At 64.9% G+C, this 13,742-nt stretch carries 20 protein-coding genes; 13 read left to right on the forward strand and 7 right to left on the reverse strand.

Features of this window, described 5'->3' with window-relative positions; translation table 11 throughout:
* Nucleotides 1–10 precede the first annotated feature (10 nt).
* From AB7535_RS13020 to AB7535_RS13030, 3 genes are all read right to left on the reverse strand, one after another.
* Nucleotides 11–580: a TetR/AcrR family transcriptional regulator gene (locus AB7535_RS13020; RefSeq protein ID WP_071914440.1), complete on the reverse strand. Its 570-nt coding sequence runs from the start codon at nucleotides 578–580 to the stop codon at nucleotides 11–13.
* The gene (locus tag AB7535_RS13025; RefSeq protein WP_014495640.1) at nucleotides 580–924 is read right to left on the reverse strand and encodes a DMT family transporter; all 345 of its coding nucleotides are present in this window, start codon (nucleotides 922–924) and stop codon (nucleotides 580–582) included. Before AB7535_RS13025 ends, AB7535_RS13020 begins: the two co-directional genes overlap by 1 nt.
* A gap of 222 nt (nucleotides 925–1,146) precedes the next feature.
* Nucleotides 1,147–1,812 (reverse strand): O-methyltransferase, encoded by a 666-nt coding sequence (locus AB7535_RS13030; protein ID WP_439036422.1) that lies wholly within the window; start codon nucleotides 1,810–1,812, stop codon nucleotides 1,147–1,149.
* A gap of 97 nt (nucleotides 1,813–1,909) precedes the next feature.
* Here AB7535_RS13030 and AB7535_RS13035 point away from each other — a divergent pair, with 97 nt between their 5' ends.
* The 3 genes from AB7535_RS13035 (at nucleotide 1,910) to pdxY (ending at nucleotide 4,254) form a co-directional block, all read left to right on the forward strand.
* On the forward strand, nucleotides 1,910–2,542 hold the full coding sequence (locus tag AB7535_RS13035) for a TetR family transcriptional regulator (RefSeq protein WP_085399039.1): 633 nt from the start codon (nucleotides 1,910–1,912) through the stop codon (nucleotides 2,540–2,542).
* A gap of 107 nt (nucleotides 2,543–2,649) precedes the next feature.
* The gene (locus tag AB7535_RS13040) at nucleotides 2,650–3,291 is read left to right on the forward strand and encodes an FMN-binding negative transcriptional regulator (protein WP_439036423.1); all 642 of its coding nucleotides are present in this window, start codon (nucleotides 2,650–2,652) and stop codon (nucleotides 3,289–3,291) included.
* Nucleotides 3,292–3,435: 144 nt separating this feature from the next.
* Complete coding sequence (gene pdxY, locus AB7535_RS13045) at nucleotides 3,436–4,254, forward strand: pyridoxal kinase (protein ID WP_439036424.1); 819 nt, start codon at nucleotides 3,436–3,438, stop codon at nucleotides 4,252–4,254.
* Nucleotides 4,255–4,259: 5 nt separating this feature from the next.
* Here the strand turns inward: pdxY and AB7535_RS13050 are convergent, their stop codons facing one another.
* Nucleotides 4,260–5,579: a hypothetical protein gene (locus AB7535_RS13050; protein ID WP_439036425.1), complete on the reverse strand. Its 1,320-nt coding sequence runs from the start codon at nucleotides 5,577–5,579 to the stop codon at nucleotides 4,260–4,262.
* Between the two features lie 305 nt (nucleotides 5,580–5,884).
* Here AB7535_RS13050 and AB7535_RS13055 point away from each other — a divergent pair, with 305 nt between their 5' ends.
* The 3 genes from AB7535_RS13055 to AB7535_RS13065 all read left to right on the forward strand — a co-directional run bounded on the left by AB7535_RS13055 (nucleotide 5,885) and on the right by AB7535_RS13065 (nucleotide 6,941).
* Nucleotides 5,885–6,049 (forward strand): Flp family type IVb pilin, encoded by a 165-nt coding sequence (locus AB7535_RS13055; protein ID WP_439037340.1) that lies wholly within the window; start codon nucleotides 5,885–5,887, stop codon nucleotides 6,047–6,049.
* A gap of 208 nt (nucleotides 6,050–6,257) precedes the next feature.
* Nucleotides 6,258–6,512 carry a hypothetical protein gene (locus AB7535_RS13060; protein ID WP_028161188.1) on the forward strand — a complete coding sequence of 85 codons (255 nt, stop codon included), beginning with the start codon at nucleotides 6,258–6,260 and terminating at the stop codon, nucleotides 6,510–6,512.
* A gap of 282 nt (nucleotides 6,513–6,794) precedes the next feature.
* Nucleotides 6,795–6,941 (forward strand): hypothetical protein, encoded by a 147-nt coding sequence (locus tag AB7535_RS13065; RefSeq protein WP_166096368.1) that lies wholly within the window; start codon nucleotides 6,795–6,797, stop codon nucleotides 6,939–6,941.
* A 25-nt stretch (nucleotides 6,942–6,966) separates the two neighbouring features.
* Here AB7535_RS13065 and AB7535_RS13070 read toward each other — a convergent pair whose 3' ends face one another.
* On the reverse strand, nucleotides 6,967–7,548 hold the full coding sequence (locus tag AB7535_RS13070; RefSeq protein WP_028151760.1) for a bifunctional transcriptional activator/DNA repair enzyme AdaA: 582 nt from the start codon (nucleotides 7,546–7,548) through the stop codon (nucleotides 6,967–6,969).
* A 122-nt stretch (nucleotides 7,549–7,670) separates the two neighbouring features.
* On the opposite strand from AB7535_RS13070, the gene AB7535_RS13075 reads away from it, so the two are divergent.
* From AB7535_RS13075 to AB7535_RS13085, 3 genes are all read left to right on the forward strand, one after another.
* Entirely contained in the window at nucleotides 7,671–8,087 is a 417-nt protein-coding gene (locus AB7535_RS13075) for a nuclear transport factor 2 family protein (protein WP_439036426.1), read from the forward strand.
* Nucleotides 8,088–8,179: 92 nt separating this feature from the next.
* Complete coding sequence (locus AB7535_RS13080; RefSeq protein ID WP_439036427.1) at nucleotides 8,180–9,100, forward strand: DMT family transporter; 921 nt, start codon at nucleotides 8,180–8,182, stop codon at nucleotides 9,098–9,100.
* Nucleotides 9,101–9,198: 98 nt separating this feature from the next.
* Nucleotides 9,199–9,600 (forward strand): VOC family protein, encoded by a 402-nt coding sequence (locus AB7535_RS13085; protein ID WP_439036428.1) that lies wholly within the window; start codon nucleotides 9,199–9,201, stop codon nucleotides 9,598–9,600.
* Nucleotides 9,601–9,620: 20 nt separating this feature from the next.
* Here AB7535_RS13085 and AB7535_RS13090 read toward each other — a convergent pair whose 3' ends face one another.
* Entirely contained in the window at nucleotides 9,621–9,971 is a 351-nt protein-coding gene (locus tag AB7535_RS13090) for a zinc ribbon domain-containing protein YjdM (protein WP_439036429.1), read from the reverse strand.
* Between the two features lie 287 nt (nucleotides 9,972–10,258).
* On the opposite strand from AB7535_RS13090, the gene AB7535_RS13095 reads away from it, so the two are divergent.
* The 4 genes from AB7535_RS13095 to AB7535_RS13110 all read left to right on the forward strand — a co-directional run bounded on the left by AB7535_RS13095 (nucleotide 10,259) and on the right by AB7535_RS13110 (nucleotide 12,513).
* The gene (locus AB7535_RS13095) at nucleotides 10,259–10,792 is read left to right on the forward strand and encodes a helix-turn-helix domain-containing protein (RefSeq protein WP_439036430.1); all 534 of its coding nucleotides are present in this window, start codon (nucleotides 10,259–10,261) and stop codon (nucleotides 10,790–10,792) included.
* A 254-nt stretch (nucleotides 10,793–11,046) separates the two neighbouring features.
* Nucleotides 11,047–11,694, forward strand: coding sequence for a cell envelope biogenesis protein TolA (locus tag AB7535_RS13100; RefSeq protein ID WP_439036431.1), 648 nt, complete (start codon nucleotides 11,047–11,049; stop codon nucleotides 11,692–11,694).
* Nucleotides 11,695–11,760: 66 nt separating this feature from the next.
* The gene (locus AB7535_RS13105) at nucleotides 11,761–12,042 is read left to right on the forward strand and encodes a hypothetical protein (RefSeq protein ID WP_071914421.1); all 282 of its coding nucleotides are present in this window, start codon (nucleotides 11,761–11,763) and stop codon (nucleotides 12,040–12,042) included.
* A 183-nt stretch (nucleotides 12,043–12,225) separates the two neighbouring features.
* The gene (locus tag AB7535_RS13110; RefSeq protein WP_063983572.1) at nucleotides 12,226–12,513 is read left to right on the forward strand and encodes a hypothetical protein; all 288 of its coding nucleotides are present in this window, start codon (nucleotides 12,226–12,228) and stop codon (nucleotides 12,511–12,513) included.
* A 261-nt stretch (nucleotides 12,514–12,774) separates the two neighbouring features.
* Here AB7535_RS13110 and AB7535_RS13115 read toward each other — a convergent pair whose 3' ends face one another.
* Nucleotides 12,775–13,569, reverse strand: a complete 795-nt coding sequence (locus AB7535_RS13115; RefSeq protein WP_439036432.1) for a transglycosylase SLT domain-containing protein — start codon at nucleotides 13,567–13,569, stop codon at nucleotides 12,775–12,777.
* Between the last annotated feature and the right edge of the window lie 173 nt (nucleotides 13,570–13,742).

Below are 13,742 nucleotides of genomic sequence, written 5' to 3' on the forward strand. Positions count from 1 at the left end.
GTCGTTCCGGCTATCCGCGCCGATAGGTCTGTGCGATCAGGCGGTCGTGCACGGCACGCAAGTCCGCGCCCATGCGCGTCTGTCCCGTCGTGATGTATGACAGCCAGGCGCCGTCGGCGGCGAGGCGCACGACGTGGAGTTCGGGCGCCGCGTCGGTCGTACGGTGACGCTTCAGGCGCGCCTTCATCCAGTCGTTCCAGAGCCGGCGCAGGGACGGATCGGTGACCACGACCATGCTCAGCGCCGCCCAGGGCGTCGCAAAGCCGAAGGCCTTGCCGGTGAAGACCGCATTGACATAGGCCCGCGTAAAGCTGCCGCGCGGCTTCGGGTCCGCTTCGATAGCGGCGTCGATCTCGGCATCGACGCGGGCGAGAAGATCGGCGAACAGGCCCTCGATCAGCGCCTGCTTGCTGCCGAAATGATGGAACAGCCCGCCCTTGGTGACGCCGGCCGCCGCCGCCACCGCCTGCACCGTGATCCCCGATACGCCGTGATCCATGGCGATCGCCGCGGCATGGTCGAGCAGGGCGCGCCGGACCTGCTCGGGCTGCTTGGCGCGGGTGTAGGCGCTGGCCGGCATCAATGCGCCGTCGTCTGCGAGAACAGGTTGATGACCACGACCCCTGACACGATCAGTCCGATGCCGACGAAGGCTGCGGCGTCCAGCATCTGGCGGAACAGCACGAAGGAGACGGTCGCGGTCAGAATAATGCCGACGCCGCCCCAGATCGCGTAGGCGATGCTGAGCGGAATGACCCGGATCGCCACCGACAGCGCGTAGAACGAGGCGACGTAGAACAGCACCATGGCCAGCGTCGGCCATGGCCGCGTGAACTGCGCGGACTGCTGCAGGAAGGCGGACGCGGTCACCTCGAAGACGATGGCGAGGGCAAGCGCTGCGTAGGCATTGAAGGCGGAGGTCATGGCGAGCTCAGATGTGGCGCGCGAAAGATACCGCGCGGTAGGTATGTTTAGCACGCGGAACATGGCTTTTGGCGGGTGGAGGTATCACGTGTGAGTGACGAGCCTGCGACAGGCCGGAGCCTGTTCGCGGCGGTTTGCCGGAGTTTTGGCTGTTTCGCCGAAAAGACGAAGCCGCCGCGCGACAGATCGCACGACAGCTCGGAGTGTCGATTTTATGCAACGTCAGCTGATCCGCACGGAGAGCTCGACGTCTTCGGCGAAGGGCGTGGACATGTAACCGCTTGCGGGCCTGCGTACGCGCGCGAGATAGTCGGGGCTGTCGTCGGCATTGTCGGCGACGATGATCGCGCCCGGCTTGAGATGGCCTTCGACCAGATCCAGGATCTCCGGGTAGAGCGCCTTGGCGCCGTCGAGCAGCACGAGGTCGATCGTGTCGGGCAGATCGGCGCTGAGCGTCTTCAGCGCATCGCCCTCGCGGATTTCGACGAGATCGATCAGCCCACCAGCCGAAAGATTGTCCCGTGCCCGTGCCGCCTTGGACGGCTCGAACTCGCTGGTGATGAGACGGCCGCCGCCATTGTCGCGCAAGCCTGCGGCAAGGTGCAGGGTCGAGATGCCGAACGAGGTCCCGAACTCGACGATCGCCTTGGCGCGCGAACTGCGCGCCAGCATGTAGAGCAGGTGACCTGTCTCGCGAGAGACCGCCAGCGGTGCGTCCTTCAAGCGTGCGTAGAGGTCGCGGTAATCGGTTTTGCTCCGCATCATCCGCGCCCGGTCTGCGTCGGACAAATCGGCGACGGCGGCGTGTGTTGCACCCCTGGTTGCTTCGGCCTCGTCAAACAGGCGATCCAGCAGCGGCGCAAGCGTTGTGATGGTCGGGGTGGTCATTTTATGTCTCCGGAGTTCGCGAAGAAGCGCGTGCTTGCGCAGGGATTGAAATACGACTAATTCGTCGCATTTCCTATTCGCATTGCCCGAGCACGCCATGGCCGACCGCCGAAGCCGTTCAATTTCCTCACGAAAACAGCCGCAACAGGCCCGATCGAGCGGGCTGGTGGCCGCGATTCTGGATGCCGCTGTTCAGGTCCTGGCCAAGGAGGGAGCGCAGCGTTTCACTACGGCGCGGGTGGCGGAGCGGGCCGGTGTGAGCGTCGGATCGCTCTACCAATATTTTCCGAACAAGGCGGCGATCCTGTTCCGCCTCCAGAGCGACGAGTGGCGGCGCACGAGCGAGCTGTTGCGCGGGATCCTCGCGGATGCGGCGAAGCCGCCACCGGCGCGGCTGCGCGCGCTGGTCCACGCCTTCATTCGTTCCGAGTGCGAGGAGGCCGCGATCCGCGTCGCACTCAGTGACGCTGCACCGCTGTATCGCGACGCGCCCGAGGCGCAGGACGCCCGGGCAGCCGGCGAGGGGATCGTCGCCGCGTTCATGCGGGAGGCGCTGCCGAAAGCCTCGGATGCGACGCGTATCCTTGCCGGCGAGCTGATCACGGCGACGCTGAGCGAGGTCGGCAAGAGTTTTTCGGAAGAGACGCGGAGCGAGACGGAGATCGCAGCCTATGCCGATGCCATGGCCGACATGTTCTGCGCCTATCTTGCGACGCTGGCGCGGCGCTGAGGCATTGCTGACATCGGCGTTTGCGGGCCGATTATTCTTCAGAGTTTGCCGGGTCATGGGTTAGCCTTCGCTCGCCGTTCCCTATTCGAGCCATTGAGACCCGTGCCATGCATGTGCTTCGCCCCCAGTTTCGCATCGAGGAGCAGCGTGCGCTGGAATTTGCGGGGCAGCGCGGCTTCGGCATGATCGTCGCGGCGGACGAGCACGGTCCGCGGGCCTCGCACGTGCCGTTCGTGCTGGACTGGCGCAACGGGCAGGTGATCGTGCAGATCCATTTCACCGCCAAGAATCCGCTCGTGTCGCTTGCGGACGGCACGCGGCGCTTCCTGCTGATCGTTGCCGGCGACGACGCCTACATCTCCAACGACTGGTACTCTTCGCGCGACAATGTCTCGACCTGGCTCTACGAGGCCGTGCACCTGTCGGGCGTGGCGCATCTGCGCGGACTGGACGAGAACCGCGGGCATGGCGATGCGCTGCTTGCGGTGTCCGAGGCGCGGTTGCCGAAGCAGCCCTGGGACCTCGCGCAAATGGAGCCGGGCAAGCGCGAGAGCATGCTGGCTGCGATCCGGGTCGTCGATCTCGTGGTCGACACCGTCGAGGGGCAGGCCAAGCTCAATCAGCACAAGAGCGATACGGACCATGTCGCGATCGCCGACCGGCTGGCGCGGTCGGAGGAGACGGGGCACCGGCGGCTGGCGCGGAAGATGCAGGCGCTGCGGCCGGGGCTGGGGTATGAGATGCTCTAAACTTGTAGCCCGGATGGAGCGCAGCGTAATCCGGGATTCATGCCGCGATCTGAGAACCCCGGATTGCGCTTCGCTCCATCCGGGCTACGCCAGCCGTTCCTGCTACGCTTGCTTCGCTCAGCATTTGATCTTACGGACCTCTCAATGCTCGTCATCTCCATTCAAAGCCAGGTGGTCCACGGCCATGTCGGCAACAGCGCGGCCGCCTATGCCATGCAAGCGGAGGGCGTGAACGTCGCGGCGGTGCCGACGACGCTGCTGTCGAACCATCCGCGTTATCCGACGTTGCGCGGGCGGGTGCTGGAGACCGAGCTCGTCGCCGATCTCCTGAAAGGCGTCGAGGAGCGCGACCTCGTCGACGAGGCCGCGGTGCTGGTCACCGGCTATCTCGGCTCGCCGGGCAACGCGGCTGTGATCGCCGACTTCGTCGAGCGGGCGCTGACGCGGAATTCGAAGCTGGTCTATCTCTGCGATCCCGTGATCGGCGATGACGGCCGCGTCTATGTTGCCGACGGCATTCTGGACGTGGTGCAGCACCAGCTGCTGCCGGCCGCCAACCTGACCACGCCGAACCAGTTCGAGCTCGAGCTGCTGTCGGGCGTCACGATCGCGGACACTCAGAGCCTGCGCACGGCCTGCGCGGCGCTGGCGGGGCAACGTCGCATCGATGTCGTCGCTACCGGCTGCACGCTCGCTGACACGGCAGAAGGGCAGGTGGAGACGATCCTGTGCGCCGACGGCCAGCTGTCGCGCTTTGCGACGCCGCGGTTGCCGATCCGCCCCTCAGGCACCGGCGATCTCCTTACCGGCCTGATTGCGGCGCATCTGGCCAAGGGCAAGGCGATGCAGGCGGCCGTACGGCTCGCGGTCGAAACCATCTTTGCGGTGCTGGTGCGCACGCAAGACGCAGGCACCGCCGAGATGCGCCTCGTACCGCTGCCGATCCCCGGGCGGAAGCCGTAACAGGGTCAGGTCGCGCGCTTGCCGGCCGATTGGGCCGACTTCTGCGGCTTGGCCAAACTCTTCTGCTCGCGTGCGGCGTGTGTCTTTCGCAGCTTTGCGTGGGCCGCGGCCCGCATCACCTTCTTGGACCTCACGTTGGTCGCTTCCTTGCGGTCTCCCGTGCCACGCTTCGAGATGTATTCCTGGCCGTCGACCGGGCCGACATGCGGCGGATCGCGGCCGAGATAGGGCCGGCCAATGCCGAATGCCTTGCCGTTGGCGTCAACCCACTTCCACAGGATTTCGGTCGAGACCCAGCGCTGCGCGCGGTTGTTGCCCTGGGTGCTGACGATGTCGGCCGCCATGCCGTGGCCGTAGCCACCGCGCGTGCTGCCGCCATGATAGGAGCGGTCGGAGGCGGCCTTCAGGCCGCTCGCGATCGACTGGCGGTAGTCGTCGCGGAACGCGCTGGTGATGCCCGGCGACAGGCCGGCGGCCTCGGCTGCGAGCAGCATGCGAAACAGCTTTCGCTTGAAGCTCTTGTCCATGCCGCCGATGACGTAATCCATCATCGGCATGCTGGCGCGCTCGGCCGCTTTCGGATCCTTCCAGCCAAAATCCTGATCGACCAGCTTTGTGAAGCTGCGCATCACCGTGACCATCTTGCCCCTACGCTTGACGGTAACGGCGCGGCGGTCCTCGACCTTGATCGAGTCCTCCTTGGCCGTGCGCTGGTAGAGCGCCCAGAGGTAGCGGTCGATGCAGGCGTCCATGACAAAGCACTCATCGAGCACGGCGACGGTGTCGGCCGGCGGCGACGGCTTGCTCGCGGCAGGCGCTGGGCCGGTCGCGATCGCCGCGGGCGACAGCTCATCTGTCGTCACGATCTCGGTGGGATCGGCGGATGCGAGTTTGATCACGGGCTCCGGCGCCGGTGCGGCTTCTGCTGGTGCAGCCTCGCTGAGGACGGGCGCCGGTTCAGGCGAAATCTGTAGCGCCGGCGGCGCTTCCGCCGGCAAGATCAGCGCCGAATCGGCCGAGGCGAGCTTGACGGCGGCGGGCATCTCGGCTGTTGCGGCCTCGGGGGCCGGATCCGGATTCGGTGTCACAGCGACAGCGGCCGCGATATCGGCGGTCAGGGCGACGCCATCCTCGATGGCCGCAGCATGCGGGACGTCGGCGAGCTCGAGCCGGCCAAGATCTTTCGCGCGCGACACCGCGGAAGCATTGGCGCTGCTTTTCTCGATGAGGGCCGGAGCGTAGGCCGACAGGGAGAGCGCCAGCCAGCCGGCGAGAACGGCCGAGGGGCACGAGACCGCCACCAGAAGAGACCGCCGATCATTCATGATCCCTGCCTCCAAACGGTTCTATTTGAACCAATCTTGCACAGCCAGGCACGCGACGCGTCAATTGTTCGGAGGATGGTGTGGCGGCGCAATGGCGCAAATGGGCGAAATGGGGCTTTTCGGGCGGGTGTTGCCGAGGTGCAACGCGAGTTCCCTGCGGTTTAGGGCGGCAAGTGGCTGAAAAGCGGCAGCCATTCATTGTCATCAAATTGAAGGGATTGAATTTACTCAATCTTGGATTGCGACTTGGTATCTCTCCCGTGCCGGCAACGTGCGGTAGAGTTGGAAGGATGCGAGTTGTGAAATTGAAATACCTGTTGATCGAATTTGCCGCCGATGAATCCGGCGCCACCGCGATCGAATACGGTCTGATTGCAGCCGGTATCGCGCTGGCGATCATCGAGATCATCTATGCGCTCGGCACCAATCTCGTCGCAAAGCTGCAATCGCTGGCGACGGCGTTGAAATAAGCCGCGTGGACGCGGGGGCATGTGCTCGGTGCCTGACCGCCGCCCATAAAAGTGTCATGTCGCGTCTGGCGCGGCTTCGACCAAGCGCTTGTGCGCATTAAACATATTGCCATGCAGCGGGCGCGCTGTTGCAATGCAACAGAGTATGTCGCAATGCAGCAAAACGCGCTTAAATGTGCTCCGAACCTTCCACTCAGGAGCATCACCAATGAACAAGAAGACTCTGTCGATCGCCGCCGCCATCCTGACGATCGCGGGCAGCACCGCGGCCTTCGCCGCCGAGCTGCCGACCTATGAGGCCAACGGTTTTCCGGTCTCCCCCCTGCAGGTGCGCGTGCTTGGTGCCGCGCATGTCGAGCAGCAGGCAACCGTGCCGACCACGGTCGCTTCGGTCCACCAGGCCCGCGTGCTGACGCCGCGCAAGGTCAAGACCGCGGACGTCACGACGGGCACGGCCCGCTGATCTCAATCGCTTGAAGACATGAAACAGGCTCGTCTCCTCCCGAGCCTGCATGGACCGCGTTCCCGTTCAGGAGCGCGGTCTTTTTTTGAGAAGCGAGCCACGTTCTGGCGCGGCCGTGCGCGGGTTGAGAAAGTTGCGGCAAGAAAAATCGCCGTCGCGCGCCGGTTGTGTACGGCCGTTCAAGACGAGTGTGATCTCTTTAATAGTTGCTTTGCAGATCGCGGCGCCTGATGCGGGCGCCGCTTAGTGGCGGCCAAAAACCGTTTTCATAATGGAGCCGTCATGCCCGTTGCGCAAAAAGCAGTTATTGCCACCACCTCGCCGCGCGCGTTTATTCTCAGACATATTGCATTGTTCGCAGCCGCCGCGCTGTTCGTGTTCGTGCTGAGCCTGACCTATGGACTCGATCTCAGCCCCGGATTTTTCTGAGCGAACTTGCGCAGCTCGATTCGTGCTACGCATGCTTCGATGAGCGCAGACTGGACGGCGATCTTCCATAGAGCTCGGCGAACGCGGCGTTGAATCTCCGCAGGCTGCCGAAGCCGGCCTGGAACGCGATGTCGGTCATGGTGTGTTCGCCGGCATCGAGCAGGCGTTTTGCGCGCTGGACGCGCAGCGTCTTGGCAAGCTGCTGCGGCGTCGCGCCGACATGGCGCTCGAACAAGCGCGCCAGGTGACGCGAGGAGATGCCGAGCCGCATCGCGAGCGTCACCACCGAATCTTCATCGAGCGCGCCCTCGTTGATCAGCTTCACCGCGCGCGCAACCGTCGAACGCGTGCCGTTCCAGGCCGGGCAGAACGGTGCGGTTTCGGGGCGGCAGCGCAGGCAGGGCCGGAACCCCGAGGCTTCGGCCGCAGCCGCCGTCGGGTAATAGACGACGTTGCGCGTCAACGGCTGCTTGGCCGGACAGACCGGGCGGCAATAGATGCCCGTGGTCTTCACTGCCGTGAAGAAGCGGCCGTCATAGCGGGGATCCCTGCGCAGGCGCGCGGCGTTGCAGTCGTCAAAACTCAGCATGGCCGGATGATAGCGCATGCCCGCGCGGGCGGAAGGGCCGCGGGATGACCGAGTCCGATTGTGGCGAGCCGCAACGCGCATGGCGGCCTAGAAGGCGGCCCTTGATGCAAGCCCCCTCAATGCCAGTTCTGGAGCGCGCCGTGACCAGCCCGAAAGACATCGTTCTCAACGCCTGGAAGACCTTTTCGTCTCGCGATGCCGATCGCATCGCCGCGCTCTTTACCGACGATGCCGAATGGATCGCGCCGAAGGGCAACGCCACCGCCGTCGCGCTCGATCACACCGATCACATGGTGGGCGCGCAAGCGATCGCGCGCTTCATCGCGCAGGAGATGCACAGGATGTTTTCCGAGGTCGATATCGCCTTCCGCGGCGTCTACGCCGACGGCGATGTCGTGATCGTGGAAGAGCGGATGCGTGCCACGCTCCCTGGCGGCAAGCCCTACGAGAACGACTATTGCTTCGTGTTCACGGTGGCCGGGGACCGTATTCGCGAGGTGCGGGAATACATGGATACGCGCAAGGGATGGCGGATGGTGTTCGGCGAGGAGGCATGATGGTTGGATATCCGGGCTACGGAATCTCGCCGCGTGCCAGACCTGCAACGGCGTGGGTTGAGGCGGCTCACGCGCTGACATAAGGCTTGCCCATGGATCAGCGAACGAGCGGCGCTGACGCTCTCATTCAGAAGAACGATGCGGCGCCGGCGTTGCTCGGCGTCGTCTGCGGCCTGTCGGCTGCGCTGTTCTGGGCGCTGGGCTTTGCGGGGACGCGGCACGGCCTCAAGATCGGTTTCACCCCGGTCGATCTGCTCGTGCATCGCTATGTCTGGTCGGGCATCGCGTTCCTGCCGCTGGTCGCGCGCGCCGGCATCGGTGATCTCTGCGGCATCGGCTGGGGCAGGGGCCTTGTGCTGATGGTGCTCGGCGGTCCCGTGATGTCGCTGATCTCCTACACCGGATTCCTGTTCGTGCCGCTCGGCCACGGCAGCGTGATCCAGCCGTCCTGCGCGACGCTCGGCGGCCTCCTGCTCGCGGCAGTCGTGCTGAAGGAGCACATCTCCGCTTCGCGCCTTGCCGGCGCTCTGGTCATCGTCGGCGGCCTCTGCGTGATCGGCGCGGAATCGATCGGGCATATCGGAGCCGACGGCGTGCTCGGCGATCTGATCTTCGTGCTCACCGGATTCATGTTCGCCGGTTTTGGCGCGCTGCTGCGGCACTGGCGCGTCTCCGCCGTGTCGGCCGCGCTCGTCATCAACGTGCTGTCGCTGCTGCTGTTGCCGATCTATCTCGCCACCGTCGGTCTCGCCCATGTCGCGGCGATCGGTGTGACCGAGAATGCCATTCAGGCGCTGGCGCAGGGCGTGCTCGCCGGCCCCGCCGCGCTTTATCTGTTCGCCGTCTCGGTCCAGCGCCTCGGCGTCGCCCGCGCCGCCGTGATCCCGGCCTGCGTGCCGGCGCTGACGCTCCTGGTCGGCTGGCTGCTGCTCGGCGAGCCGCCGACGATGTTGCAGGTGGCGGGTCTGGTCACGGTGCTGTGCGGTTTTTATCTGGCGCAACGGCAGCGGTGATCGCGTAGCCCGGATGGAGCGGAACCGAAATCCGGGATCGAAAGGTGCGGCAACATTCCGGATTATGCGTCCGCTCCGTCCGGGTTACGCTGCCCGTCATGACCATCCTGCTCAACATCGACGTTCCCGACGCAGCGCAAGCGACCACCTTCTACACCGCCGCCTTCGGCCTGACGGTCGGCCGCCGCTTCGGCACCGACTTCGTCGAGCTGCTGGGCTGGCCGGCGCCGGTGTATCTTCTGACCAAGCAGTCCGGCACACCGGGCGCGGGCAGCGACCGCCGCCGCTACGAGCGGCACTGGACGCCGCTGCATGTCGACGTCGTCGTCGACGATGTCGATGCCGCCGTCGCGCGCGCACTTGCCGCCGGTGCGATCCTCGAGGCGCCCGCGCGCGATGCGTCCTATGGCCGGATCGCTATGCTGGCCGATCCGTTCGGGCACGGGTTTTGTCTGCTGGCATTCAGCGCGAAAGGGTATGAGGCGCTGCTGGAGGAATAGCGCGAGCGGACGCGGGCGGCTCAGGCCTTCTTCACGAACTCCGATTTCAAATTCATCGCGCCGATGCCGTCGATCTTGCAGGCGATGTTGTGGCCGTCGGTGGCCTCCTGGAGGCGGATGTTCCTGACCTTGGTGCCGCCCTTGACGACCGACGACGACCCCTTGACCTTGAGGTCCTTCATCACGATGACGCTGTCGCCATCGGCGAGCGCATTGCCATGCGCATCGCACACGCCGGCCTCCTGCGCGACCGGAGTGGCCGCATCGCCCCCAGCGCGCCATTCATGGGCGCATTCCGGACAGACCCAGAGATCGCGGTCCTGATAGGCGTGCTCGGACTGGCAGTTCGGGCATTTCATCGGTTCGGTCATTGCTTGCCTCGTCACCCCCTAGAGCCTTTGCTCCAGGTTTTTGTTTTGGCGCGTTTTCTTTACGCGAACCGGTATCCACTTCGCTCGAAAACGCTCTCACGGGCGCGCCGCACGCATTCCGCCGGAAAAGATGGATTGGGAGCAAATCCTTTACCATGGCGTCCGGTCCCGGTTGAAGTGCCGGAGCCTTAGGAGTTCGGGAAAAATTCCGCGGTATCCATGTCCTGATCATACGGATGCGTCGGCTACGCCGTTCGACGCTGCCGCAAGCTTTGGGAGTCCAGGTCATGAGCGAGCATCGTGCCGCTGCCAGACATCAGACGTTGCGAACCGGGATTGTCGAGTTCGACAACGGCACCGGCAGCCTCATCAGCGTGCCCTGCACGATCCGCGATGTCTCCGGCACCGGCGCCCGCCTGCAGCTCAACTCGTCACTATGGGTCGCCGAGCAGTTCACGCTGGTCTTCAGCAGCGGACTGCGCAAGAACTGCCGGGTCGCCTGGTGCAAGGGGAGACTGATCGGCACCGCGTTCGCCGACGGTTATGCGAGCCCGGACGAACAGGCCGTCATGATGACCGCGGACGAGCAGTCCCGGCACCGGCTCGGGATCGGTGCGCGCGTCAGAGCGGCGCGCGAGACCCGCGGCTACACCGAAGTCCAGCTCGCCGAGCGCATCGGCGTCACGCCCGCCTTCCTGGCGCTGGCCGAGAACGGCGAGGCCGACATTCCGCTCTACCAGCTGATGCACATCGCCGATTTGCTGATGGTCGGCCTCGACGGGCTCGTGGCAGGTCCGGCGCCTGAGGACGTCGACGCGTAGGGGGCACACCTCGCGGAACCGTTCGGCCAACAAAAATGTCGAAAACAACCCCATGCACCGTAGAAAACTCGCGTGATTTCAGGGGTCTGCGGGACCGAATATTGTGCTGCTCCGTCGGCAATGCCGGTCGTTGCTTGCCTCGGATAAATTTCGGTGATCCCGAATAAAATTTGACTCGTCGGGCAAAACAGGGACACTATGGCGTGGTGGCGCCGGTGCGAGGGAGAGGTGCGTCGCCGGGGCCGCGGGGCGACATGCCGAAAAACCTGACGAGAAGACTGAAGACCTACCAGACCTCGCTCGGCTTCTACGACCAGGCGGTCGCCGCACCCTCGATGAAGGCGGCGCTGGAGGCCTGGGGCGCCAGCTCCAACCTCTTCCATCAGGGCGCCGCGAAGGAGACCAACGACCCCGACATCGTCGCGGCGACCATGGCAAGCCCGGGCGTCGTGCTCCGGCGCCCGGTCGGCTCCGGCGGCCCGTTCACCGAGAGCGCCGCGCTGCCGACCGATCTCGCCGACGATGAGGCCAAGCCAAAATCCAAATCCAAGTCCAAATCCGAGTCGAAGCAGCGTCCGGCCGAGGGCGTAACAAAACAGTCACGCAAGATTGACGATCAGGACGCGCGCAAAGCCGCCGCGGCGTTCGAGAAGGAAGAGCGGCGGCGAGACGCCGAGCGACGCAAGGAAGAGGCCGCCCACGCTAAGCAGCGCGCGCGCCGCGACAAGGCGGTCGCCACGGCCCAGGCGGCGTTGGACAATGCGAGGCGGCAGTACGATGCGAAGGCGGAGGCGATCGAAGCCGAGCGGGCCGCGCTCTACGAACGCGCCGAGGCCGAGCAGGGCCGGTGGGACAAGCAAAGGAAAAAGCTCGAGGAGGCTCTGCGCCGCGCGCGCACGTAGCGCGAGCGAATTTAGCTTGCCTTGCCTTGCGTCCTTTTGCACTCTTCCAGGGAAGGAGACCAACGCATGAAGATCATCACCGCCGCGTGTGCGCTCGGAACGGCCCTGGTGCTGTGCAACCTCGGGATATCAGGCGCTGAAGCCCGGACGCGGAAGGCCCAGGTGGTTCGCGAACCACAGCAGAGGCTTATCGTCACGGCGCCCGTGCTCAGGCCGACGCCGTGGGATTACTACATTGTTCCACGATATCGTTATCGCCCTGAAGACGACCGAGTCGATCCGAACGGCCCGCCCTATGTGTCGTCATGGGTCCGCTATGAGGGATGGCGGTGGCCGTACTGGTGGTAGAAGAATAGATGCGTAGGATGGGTAGAGCGACTTGTCCGCCGTAGCTCGAAGAGCGAAGGCGGAAGCGAAACCCATCGATAGCTGTCGCGGCACGATGGGTTTCGCAAGCGCTCCTCCCATCCTACGTGCTGCTCCTCGAGGCATCCCCGAGACGTGCTATGCTCCTGGGCGGGAGGAATCAGCATGAGAGTCCCTACCGCGATACTCGCCCTGCTTCTTTCGAGCCCGGCCGCCGCCCAGGAGTGCCAGACATGCTCAATGGCCGACGCCTGCATGAAGGAGTACTCTAAGGCGACGTTGGAGGCCCAAAGGGCCACGAAGCAAGCAATCCGGGACTGGAAGCAGAATCTGGACAGAAAGGCCTCCGCCGAACTGTCCAGCAGGGGCATACTCGCATTGCAGGACGCGATGGAGGCGCAGGTTCGTTCCGAGCTGGAGCGGCTGAAGGAGTGCCTGGCGAAGATCAGGTAGGGCGCAAGCGCGCGGCGGAAAGCACCCGCATATAGGGACGGGTTGAGCCTTTGCCAAAACGCATGATCTTCGTGGCTGGCAAGGCACTGGTTGCGCCTTCTTCGCGGCAAGCCTCGCATAAGCGCGCGTTAGGAAAGCGATGAGTGTTGGAAGGATATCAACGCGCCTCAAAGCGCCGGCCAGCCCGCTGAAGCACGCGCCCTCGCGACTATGAATGTCTAGGCTGGTGCACTGCGCTTCGCGGCCGCAGGCAAACCCACCCTACGGGTCATCCGCCGATAGTCGCAGGAACTGCCGCTTCATCGCGTTGACCCTGGCGACATAGCTTGCAACCGAGTGATCGCCGCAGCGTTCGTCGGCGATCATCTGAAACTTGCGGCGCGCGTAGGCTGTGGCGGGACCGGCGCCGCAGAGATGGATGAAGGCGGCCAGATCCTGCTTCTGCTCGCGGCTTGCCTTCACATCGCCCGCGCGGGCGAGAACGTCAGCCACGTTGCGGTCCAGATACACCGATGCCAGCTCGATGGCGTGGCTCGGGATCGCGCGGCTATAGAGGCCAGTGAACCCGCAACCGGTCTCCGTGACCGCGTTGCCGCGGACACAGAACCGTGCGGCGTCGGCGTAGGCGGGATCGGTCATCTGGTAGAGGCCGACGGCGCTGGAGGCGGGCCGGTAGATCGCGAGCGGATTGAGGCTCAATCGCCAGCGCCAGTAGGTGCGCGCCACCGGATTGCCCGAACTCTCGACTTGTGCCAGCGCCGCCAGCAATTCGGGCGTGATCGTCGCGGTGGAAAAGCTTCGGAACAGCGGCCCGTATTGCCGCCAGTTCTCGGCCGGCTCCTTGTCGAGCGCGTTGCCGACAAGGACGAACAGCTCGGTCGGCTTGCGGATGACGTGATAGACGATGTTCACAAACGCTGCGACCGCAAGCAGGATCGCCACGCTGCCTGCGATCCGAACCATCCGCGGTGCGCGCGCGAACCTCTTTCGCATCCACCGGGCGCCTCGCCGGACGCTGCGAAGGCGGGGGAGGAGGCGTTTGCTTTTTCGTGGCATGGGTCTGGTGGGAGCGCGTGGATGAGTTGAGGCTTTGCGAAATCCATCACCCGACGGGGTCGATGGGGATCGACTCGCTCCACCCATCCTATGGATCGTGTGGGGGTATCACTGCAACGATTCGTCCCTGTCCTCTGAGAGTTGGGTGCACCGTCACCGCAATTCGAACCGCA

Source organism: Bradyrhizobium sp. 956_D2_N1_4 (assembly GCF_052076025.1).
GTDB classification, from domain to species: Bacteria; Pseudomonadota; Alphaproteobacteria; order Rhizobiales; family Xanthobacteraceae; genus Bradyrhizobium; species Bradyrhizobium barranii.

What these genes read in the sequence shown, in the direction of transcription:
- AB7535_RS13090 (WP_439036429.1), bottom strand. Translation starts at nt 9,971, where the DNA reads ATGACCGAACCGATGAAATGCCCGAACTGCCAGTCCGAGCACGCCTAT.
- AB7535_RS13025 (WP_014495640.1), bottom strand. Translation starts at nt 924, where the DNA reads ATGACCTCCGCCTTCAATGCCTACGCAGCGCTTGCCCTCGCCATCGTC.
- AB7535_RS13070 (WP_028151760.1), bottom strand. Translation starts at nt 7,548, where the DNA reads ATGCGCTATCATCCGGCCATGCTGAGTTTTGACGACTGCAACGCCGCG.
- AB7535_RS13050 (WP_439036425.1), bottom strand. Translation starts at nt 5,579, where the DNA reads ATGAATGATCGGCGGTCTCTTCTGGTGGCGGTCTCGTGCCCCTCGGCC.
- AB7535_RS13115 (WP_439036432.1), bottom strand. Translation starts at nt 13,569, where the DNA reads ATGCCACGAAAAAGCAAACGCCTCCTCCCCCGCCTTCGCAGCGTCCGG.
- AB7535_RS13100 (WP_439036431.1), top strand. Translation starts at nt 11,047, where the DNA reads ATGCCGAAAAACCTGACGAGAAGACTGAAGACCTACCAGACCTCGCTC.
- AB7535_RS13110 (WP_063983572.1), top strand. Translation starts at nt 12,226, where the DNA reads ATGAGAGTCCCTACCGCGATACTCGCCCTGCTTCTTTCGAGCCCGGCC.
- AB7535_RS13030 (WP_439036422.1), bottom strand. Translation starts at nt 1,812, where the DNA reads ATGACCACCCCGACCATCACAACGCTTGCGCCGCTGCTGGATCGCCTG.
- AB7535_RS13060 (WP_028161188.1), top strand. Translation starts at nt 6,258, where the DNA reads ATGAACAAGAAGACTCTGTCGATCGCCGCCGCCATCCTGACGATCGCG.
- AB7535_RS13065 (WP_166096368.1), top strand. Translation starts at nt 6,795, where the DNA reads ATGCCCGTTGCGCAAAAAGCAGTTATTGCCACCACCTCGCCGCGCGCG.
- AB7535_RS13095 (WP_439036430.1), top strand. Translation starts at nt 10,259, where the DNA reads ATGAGCGAGCATCGTGCCGCTGCCAGACATCAGACGTTGCGAACCGGG.
- AB7535_RS13105 (WP_071914421.1), top strand. Translation starts at nt 11,761, where the DNA reads ATGAAGATCATCACCGCCGCGTGTGCGCTCGGAACGGCCCTGGTGCTG.
- AB7535_RS13040 (WP_439036423.1), top strand. Translation starts at nt 2,650, where the DNA reads ATGCATGTGCTTCGCCCCCAGTTTCGCATCGAGGAGCAGCGTGCGCTG.
- AB7535_RS13020 (WP_071914440.1), bottom strand. Translation starts at nt 580, where the DNA reads ATGCCGGCCAGCGCCTACACCCGCGCCAAGCAGCCCGAGCAGGTCCGG.
- pdxY (WP_439036424.1), top strand. Translation starts at nt 3,436, where the DNA reads ATGCTCGTCATCTCCATTCAAAGCCAGGTGGTCCACGGCCATGTCGGC.
- AB7535_RS13035 (WP_085399039.1), top strand. Translation starts at nt 1,910, where the DNA reads ATGGCCGACCGCCGAAGCCGTTCAATTTCCTCACGAAAACAGCCGCAA.
- AB7535_RS13080 (WP_439036427.1), top strand. Translation starts at nt 8,180, where the DNA reads ATGGATCAGCGAACGAGCGGCGCTGACGCTCTCATTCAGAAGAACGAT.
- AB7535_RS13085 (WP_439036428.1), top strand. Translation starts at nt 9,199, where the DNA reads ATGACCATCCTGCTCAACATCGACGTTCCCGACGCAGCGCAAGCGACC.